Genomic DNA, 6,536 nt, shown 5'->3' on the forward strand with positions numbered 1-6,536 from the left:
ACGCTAACGCCAAACCGTAGCTCCCCCCCCCCCCCCCCCCCCCCCCCCCCCCCCCCCCCCCCCCCCCCCACCCCACGCTCGGTTCGTACCGGAACCCGACCACACGTCATGGCCGCCCGCCCGTCGACGGGCGCGAAGCGGCCCGAGAGGGAGTCAGGAGAAGGTGGCCAGACTCAAAAAGGGACAGAAGGCGAGCGCCCAGAGCAAGCCCGGGCGCTCGCTGGCCCTGATTCTGATCGGCATCGTGGCACTCACCGGAGGCATGTTCGCCTCCGGGCACACCACTCCGCGTCTGGGGATCGACCTGGCCGGTGGCACGAGCATCACGCTCGCGGCGGTACCGGAGGCCGGCCAGGAATCCGCGATCAACAAGACCACCATGGACACCGCGGTCTCCATCATGGAGCGCCGCGTCAACGGTCTCGGCGTCTCCGAGGCCGAGGTCCAGACGCAGGGCGCCCGCAACATCATCGTCAACATCCCCAAGGGCACGAACTCCCAGCAGGCCCGGGAGCAGGTCGGCACCACCGCCAAGCTCTACTTCCGCCCGGTCGTCGCCACCGAACTCGCCGGCGGCGGGGCCGCCCCCGCGCCGAGCGCCTCCGGCAGCGCCCCGGGCGGGGACACCGGCGAGGACGGGGCCACCGGGAAGGCGACCGGGAAGGCCGCCGACGGGGAGTCCGACGGCTCCTCCCCGTCCGCCTCCACCGCCCCCTCGGCGAACCCCACCACCCGGGGCCGCGCGCTCACCGACGGCCTGGAGGCCGACGGGACGCCCTCCGCCGGCGCCTCCGCCGAGGGCGGGGCCACCCCTTCCGCTTCCACGACCGGCGGCGCCTCCGGAGCCGCCGGGGACGTGGACGACGAGCTCCAGGCCCAGTACGCCGCGCTCGACTGCACCGAGGAAGCAGTCCGCGCCAAGGCCGGTGACGGCGCCAGGGCCACCGAGCCGACCGTCGCCTGCGGCCAGAACTCCCAGGGCCAGTGGCAGAAGTACCTCCTCGGCCCCGCCGCGGTCGACGGCACGGACGTCGACGAGGCCCGGGCGGTCCTGAACACGCAGAGCGGCGCCGGCTGGACCGTCACGATGGACTTCACGGACGAGGGTGCCGAGAAGTTCGCCGACGTCACCGGCGAGCTGGCCCGGAAGCAGTCCCCGCAGAACCAGTTCGCCATCGTCCTGGACGGCGAGGTCGTCTCCGACCCCTACGTCAGCCAGGCCCTGACCGGCGGCAACGCGGAGATCTCCGGCAACTTCACCCAGCAGTCCTCCCAGGAACTGGCCAACATGCTGTCCTACGGAGCCCTGCCGCTGACCTTCCGCGAGGACAGCGTCACCACCGTCACCGCCGCACTCGGCGGCGAGCAGCTGGAGGCCGGCCTGATCGCCGGTGCCATCGGCCTCGCCCTGGTCGTCCTCTACCTGCTGGTCTACTACCGGGGCCTGTCCTTCATCGCCCTCTTCTCGCTGCTGGTGTCCGCCGCCCTGACCTACGTGATCATGTCGCTGCTCGGCCCGACCATCGGCTTCGCGCTCAACCTGCCGGCCGTGTGCGGCGCCATCGTGGCGATCGGCATCACGGCGGACTCCTTCATCGTGTACTTCGAACGGGTCCGGGACGAGATCCGCGAGGGCCGTGCGCTGCGTCCCGCCGTGGAGCGGGCCTGGCCGCGGGCCCGGCGCACCATCCTGGTCTCCGACTTCGTGTCGTTCCTCGCCGCCGCGGTGCTCTTCGTCGTCACCGTCGGCAAGGTCCAGGGCTTCGCGTTCACGCTCGGTCTGACCACCCTGCTCGACGTCGTGGTGGTGTTCCTCTTCACCAAGCCGCTGCTGACGCTGATGGCCCGGCGTGAGTTCTTCGCGAGCGGCCACAAGTGGTCCGGCCTCGACCCGAAGGCCCTGGGGGCCAGGCCGCCGCTGCGCCGCACCCGCCGTCCCGTCCCGGTCGCCGCCGGCTCCGTCGAGACCAAGGAGGTCTGAGATGTCGAAGCTCGGCACCCTCGGCGCCCGACTGCACCACGGCGAGATCGGCTACGACTTCGTCAGGAACCGCAGGATCTGGTACGGCATCTCCGTCCTGATCACCATCACGGCCATCGTCGGACTGGCGGTGCGCGGCCTGCACATGGGCATCGAGTTCCAGGGCGGCGCGGTCTTCACCACCCCCGAGAACACGAGCGTCTCGGTCGCCGCGGCCGAGGAGTACGCGCAGGACGCCTCCGGCCACGACGCCATCGTCCAGAAGCTCGGCGACGGCAGCATGCGCATCCAGGTCTCCGGCATCGACACGGACGCCTCGGACCGGATCAAGGACACGCTCGCCGAGGACCTCGGGGTCGACGCGGAGCAGATCAACGCCGAACTGGTCGGCCCCAGCTGGGGCGAGGAGATCGCCGACAAGGCCTGGCAGGGTCTCGGCATCTTCATGGTCCTGGTCGTGATCTACCTGGCGATCGCCTTCGAGTGGCGCATGGCGGTCGCCGCGTTCATCGCCCTGGTCCACGACATCACCATCACCGTCGGCGTCTACGCCCTGGTCGGCTTCGAGGTCACGCCGGGCACGGTGATCGGTCTGCTGACCATCCTCGGGTACTCGCTCTACGACACGGTCGTCGTCTTCGACAGCCTGAAGGAACAGACCAGGGACATCACCAAGCAGACCCGCTGGACGTACAGCGAGATCGCCAACCGCTCCATCAACAGCACCCTGGTCCGCTCCGTCAACACCACGGTGGTCGCGTTGCTGCCCGTCGCGGGCCTGCTGTTCATCGGGGGCGGCGTCCTCGGCGCCGGCATGCTGAACGACATCTCGCTGTCCCTGTTCGTCGGTCTCGCCGCCGGTGCGTATTCTTCGATCTTCATCGCCACCCCGCTCGTCGCCGACCTCAAGGAGCGCGAGCCGACGATGAGGACCCTCAAGAAGCGCGTCCTGGCCAAGCGGGCCCACGGCGCGTCCCGGGAGGACTCCCGGGACGCCCCGTTCGCCGACGACGACGCGTACGACGACGAAGAGATCACCCCCGCAGTCGTCGGCCCGCGCGACCAACCGGCGTCGCGCGGCCGCGGCCGGGGCCGGAGCCCAGGAAGGCGCCGATGACCGACATCAAGGAACTGCTGATCAGCCGCATCCGGGACGTGGCGGACTACCCGGAGCCGGGGGTGATGTTCAAGGACATCACCCCGCTCCTGGCGGACCCGGCGGCGTTCACCGCGCTCACCGACGCCCTCGCCGAGATCGCCGGGCGCACCGGCGCCACCAAGGTCGTCGGCCTGGAGGCCCGGGGCTTCATCCTCGCCGCCCCGGTCGCCGTCCGCGCGGGCCTCGGCTTCATCCCCGTGCGCAAGGCGGGCAAGCTCCCCGGAGCCACCCTCAGCCAGGCGTACGACCTGGAGTACGGCTCCGCGGAGATCGAGGTGCACGCGGAGGACCTGTCCGGGGACGACCGCGTCCTGGTGGTCGACGACGTCCTCGCCACGGGCGGCACCGCCGAGGCGTCGGTCCAGCTCATCCGCAGGGCGGGAGCCGAGGTCGCGGGCCTCGCCGTGCTGATGGAACTCGGTTTCCTCGGCGGCCGCGCCCGTCTGGAACCGGCCCTGGCGGGCGCACCGCTGGAGGCGCTGCTCACCGTCTGACCGGCCGGCGGCACGGCGGAGAGGCTCTCGCCGCACCACGGGGCGGACCCGGGGGAATCCGGCGTCCGCCCCGTGCGTTTCCCGGGTGGACGGTCCTCACACCACTCCGGAGGCGATCGGCGGGCACCGGATCGCTACCATGGGGTTTCCGGAGCCTGACCGGGGACCCGGATCGCGCACGAGGAGCCCTCTTGCCAGACGAGGCCCAGCACCTGACCGCCGCCAAGCCCGAGTCCGCCTCGGCGGCCGCGGCCAAGCCCGCGCCGAGCGCGCCGCAGGCGAAGAACGACACCCGCGGGCCGGTCCGGCACGCCCAGGCCACCCCCGTCGACAAGCCCGAGCAGCCGCGCCCCAAGCCGTCCCCCGCCCCCGACTCCGCCCGGGCGGGACGGCCCCCGTCGCCCGAGCGCTCCGCCTCCCCGGTCCGCCCGAACACGGGCCAGCCCGCGCGCTCCGGCTCCTCCAACCGCGTCCGCGCCCGCCTCGCCCGGCTCGGCGTCCAGCGCGCGAATCCGTACAACCCGGTGCTGGAGCCGCTGCTGCGGATCGTGCGCAGCAACGATCCCAAGATCGAGAACGCCACGCTCCGCCAGATCGAGCGCGCCTACCAGGTCGCCGAGCGCTGGCACCGCGGGCAGAAGCGCAAGAGCGGCGACCCGTACATCACGCACCCGCTCGCCGTCACCACCATCCTCGCCGAGCTCGGCATGGACCCGGCCACGCTGATGGCCGGCCTGCTGCACGACACCGTCGAGGACACGGAGTACGGCCTGGAGGACCTGCGCCGCGACTTCGGCGACGTGGTCGCCCTGCTCGTCGACGGCGTCACCAAGCTGGACAAGGTCAAGTTCGGCGAGGCCGCGCAGGCCGAGACCGTGCGCAAGATGGTCGTCGCCATGGCCAAGGACCCCCGGGTCCTGGTCATCAAGCTCGCCGACCGCCTGCACAACATGCGCACCATGCGCTACCTCAAGCGCGAGAAGCAGGAGAAGAAGGCGCGCGAGACCCTGGAGATCTACGCGCCGCTCGCCCACCGCCTGGGCATGAACACCATCAAGTGGGAGCTGGAGGACCTCGCCTTCGCGATCCTCTACCCCAAGATGTACGACGAGATCGTCCGCCTGGTCGCCGAGCGCGCGCCCAAGCGCGACGAGTACCTCGCCGTCGTCACCGACGAGGTGCAGCAGGACCTCAGGGCGGCCCGCATCAAGGCCACCGTCACCGGTCGCCCCAAGCACTACTACAGCGTCTACCAGAAGATGATCGTCCGCGGCCGTGACTTCGCGGAGATCTACGACCTGGTGGGCATCCGCGTCCTGGTCGACACCGTCCGCGACTGCTACGCGGCCCTCGGCACGGTGCACGCGCGGTGGAACCCGGTCCCCGGCCGGTTCAAGGACTACATCGCGATGCCCAAGTTCAACATGTACCAGTCGCTGCACACGACGGTCATCGGTCCCGGCGGCAAGCCGGTCGAGCTGCAGATCCGCACGTTCGACATGCACCGCCGCGCCGAGTACGGCATCGCCGCGCACTGGAAGTACAAGCAGGAGGCCGTCGCCGGCGCCTCCAAGGTCCGCACGGACGTCCCCAGGAGCTCCGGCAAGGACAAGGACGCCGTCAACGACATGGCGTGGCTGCGGCAGCTCCTGGACTGGCAGAAGGAGACCGAGGACCCCGGCGAGTTCCTGGAGTCGCTGCGCTTCGACCTGTCCCGCAACGAGGTCTTCGTCTTCACCCCCAAGGGCGACGTCATAGCGCTCCCGGCCGGTGCCACCCCGGTCGACTTCGCGTACGCGGTCCACACCGAGGTCGGCCACCGCACCATAGGGGCGCGGGTCAACGGCCGCCTCGTGCCGCTCGAGTCGACCCTGGACAACGGCGACCTGGTGGAGGTCTTCACCTCCAAGGCGGCCGGCGCGGGCCCCTCCCGCGACTGGCTCGGCTTCGTCAAGTCGCCGCGCGCCCGCAACAAGATCCGCGCCTGGTTCTCCAAGGAGCGCCGCGACGAGGCCATCGAGCAGGGCAAGGACGCCATCGTCCGCGCGATGCGCAAGCAGAACCTGCCGATCCAGCGCATCCTCACCGGCGACTCCCTGGTCACGCTCGCGCACGAGATGCGCTACTCGGACATCTCCGCGCTGTACGCGGCGATCGGCGAGGGCCACGTCTCCGCGCAGAACATCGTGCAGAAGCTGGTCCAGGCCCTCGGCGGCGAGGAGGCGGCCACCGAGGAGATCGACGAGTCGGTCCCGCCGGCCCGCGGCCGCAGCCGCAAGCGCCGCTCCAGCTCCGACCCCGGCGTCGTTGTCAAGGGCGTCGAGGACGTCTGGGTCAAGCTGGCCCGCTGCTGCACCCCGGTGCCCGGCGACCCGATCATCGGGTTCGTCACCCGCGGCAGCGGCGTCTCGGTGCACCGCAGCGACTGCGTGAACGTCGACTCGCTCTCCCGCGAGCCCGAGCGCATCCTCGAGGTCGAGTGGGCGCCCACCCAGTCCTCCGTCTTCCTGGTCGCCATCCAGGTGGAGGCGCTGGACCGCTCCCGGCTCCTCTCGGACGTCACGCGGGTGCTGTCCGACCAGCACGTCAACATCCTCTCCGCGGCCGTCCAGACCTCCCGGGACCGCGTGGCGACCTCCCGCTTCACCTTCGAGATGGGCGATCCCAAGCACCTCGGACACGTCCTGAAAGCCGTGCGGGGCGTGGAGGGCGTCTACGACGTCTACCGCGTGACCTCGGCCCGCACCCGCTCCTAGACCGCACAGCACGCGAGAGGGGCCCCGTACCTCGGGTACGGGGCCCCTCTCGCGGGTGCGGGCAGCCCTTCAGCCGCCGAACTCCTGCAGCCCCTTCAGCGCCTGGTCCAGCAGGGCCTGGCGGCCCTCCAGCTCCCGCTCCAGCT

At 71.2% G+C, this 6,536-nt stretch carries 4 protein-coding genes; all 4 read left to right on the forward strand.

Translation table 11 applies throughout. From position 1 onward, the window contains the following. Positions 1-163: 163 nt before the first annotated feature. Positions 164-1,981, forward strand: coding sequence for a protein translocase subunit SecD (gene secD / locus ACZ56B_RS25885; RefSeq protein ID WP_468795268.1), 1,818 nt, complete (start codon positions 164-166; stop codon positions 1,979-1,981). Position 1,982: 1 nt separating this feature from the next. Continuing rightward, positions 1,983-3,098, forward strand: coding sequence for a protein translocase subunit SecF (gene secF / locus ACZ56B_RS25890; RefSeq protein ID WP_468795271.1), 1,116 nt, complete (start codon positions 1,983-1,985; stop codon positions 3,096-3,098). Beyond that, positions 3,095-3,634, forward strand: coding sequence for an adenine phosphoribosyltransferase (locus tag ACZ56B_RS25895; RefSeq protein ID WP_468795274.1), 540 nt, complete (start codon positions 3,095-3,097; stop codon positions 3,632-3,634). Before secF ends, ACZ56B_RS25895 begins: the two co-directional genes overlap by 4 nt. A gap of 191 nt (positions 3,635-3,825) precedes the next feature. After that, entirely contained in the window at positions 3,826-6,390 is a 2,565-nt protein-coding gene (gene relA, locus ACZ56B_RS25900) for a GTP pyrophosphokinase (protein WP_468795277.1), read from the forward strand. Positions 6,391-6,536 lie beyond the last annotated feature (146 nt).

Source organism: Streptomyces sp. NPDC034670, assembly GCF_055574875.1.

Excerpts from the sequence above, each read along its gene's own strand:
- secF (WP_468795271.1), top strand. The coding sequence starts at position 1,983 with ATGTCGAAGCTCGGCACCCTCGGCGCCCGACTGCACCACGGCGAGATC.
- ACZ56B_RS25895 (WP_468795274.1), top strand. The coding sequence starts at position 3,095 with ATGACCGACATCAAGGAACTGCTGATCAGCCGCATCCGGGACGTGGCG.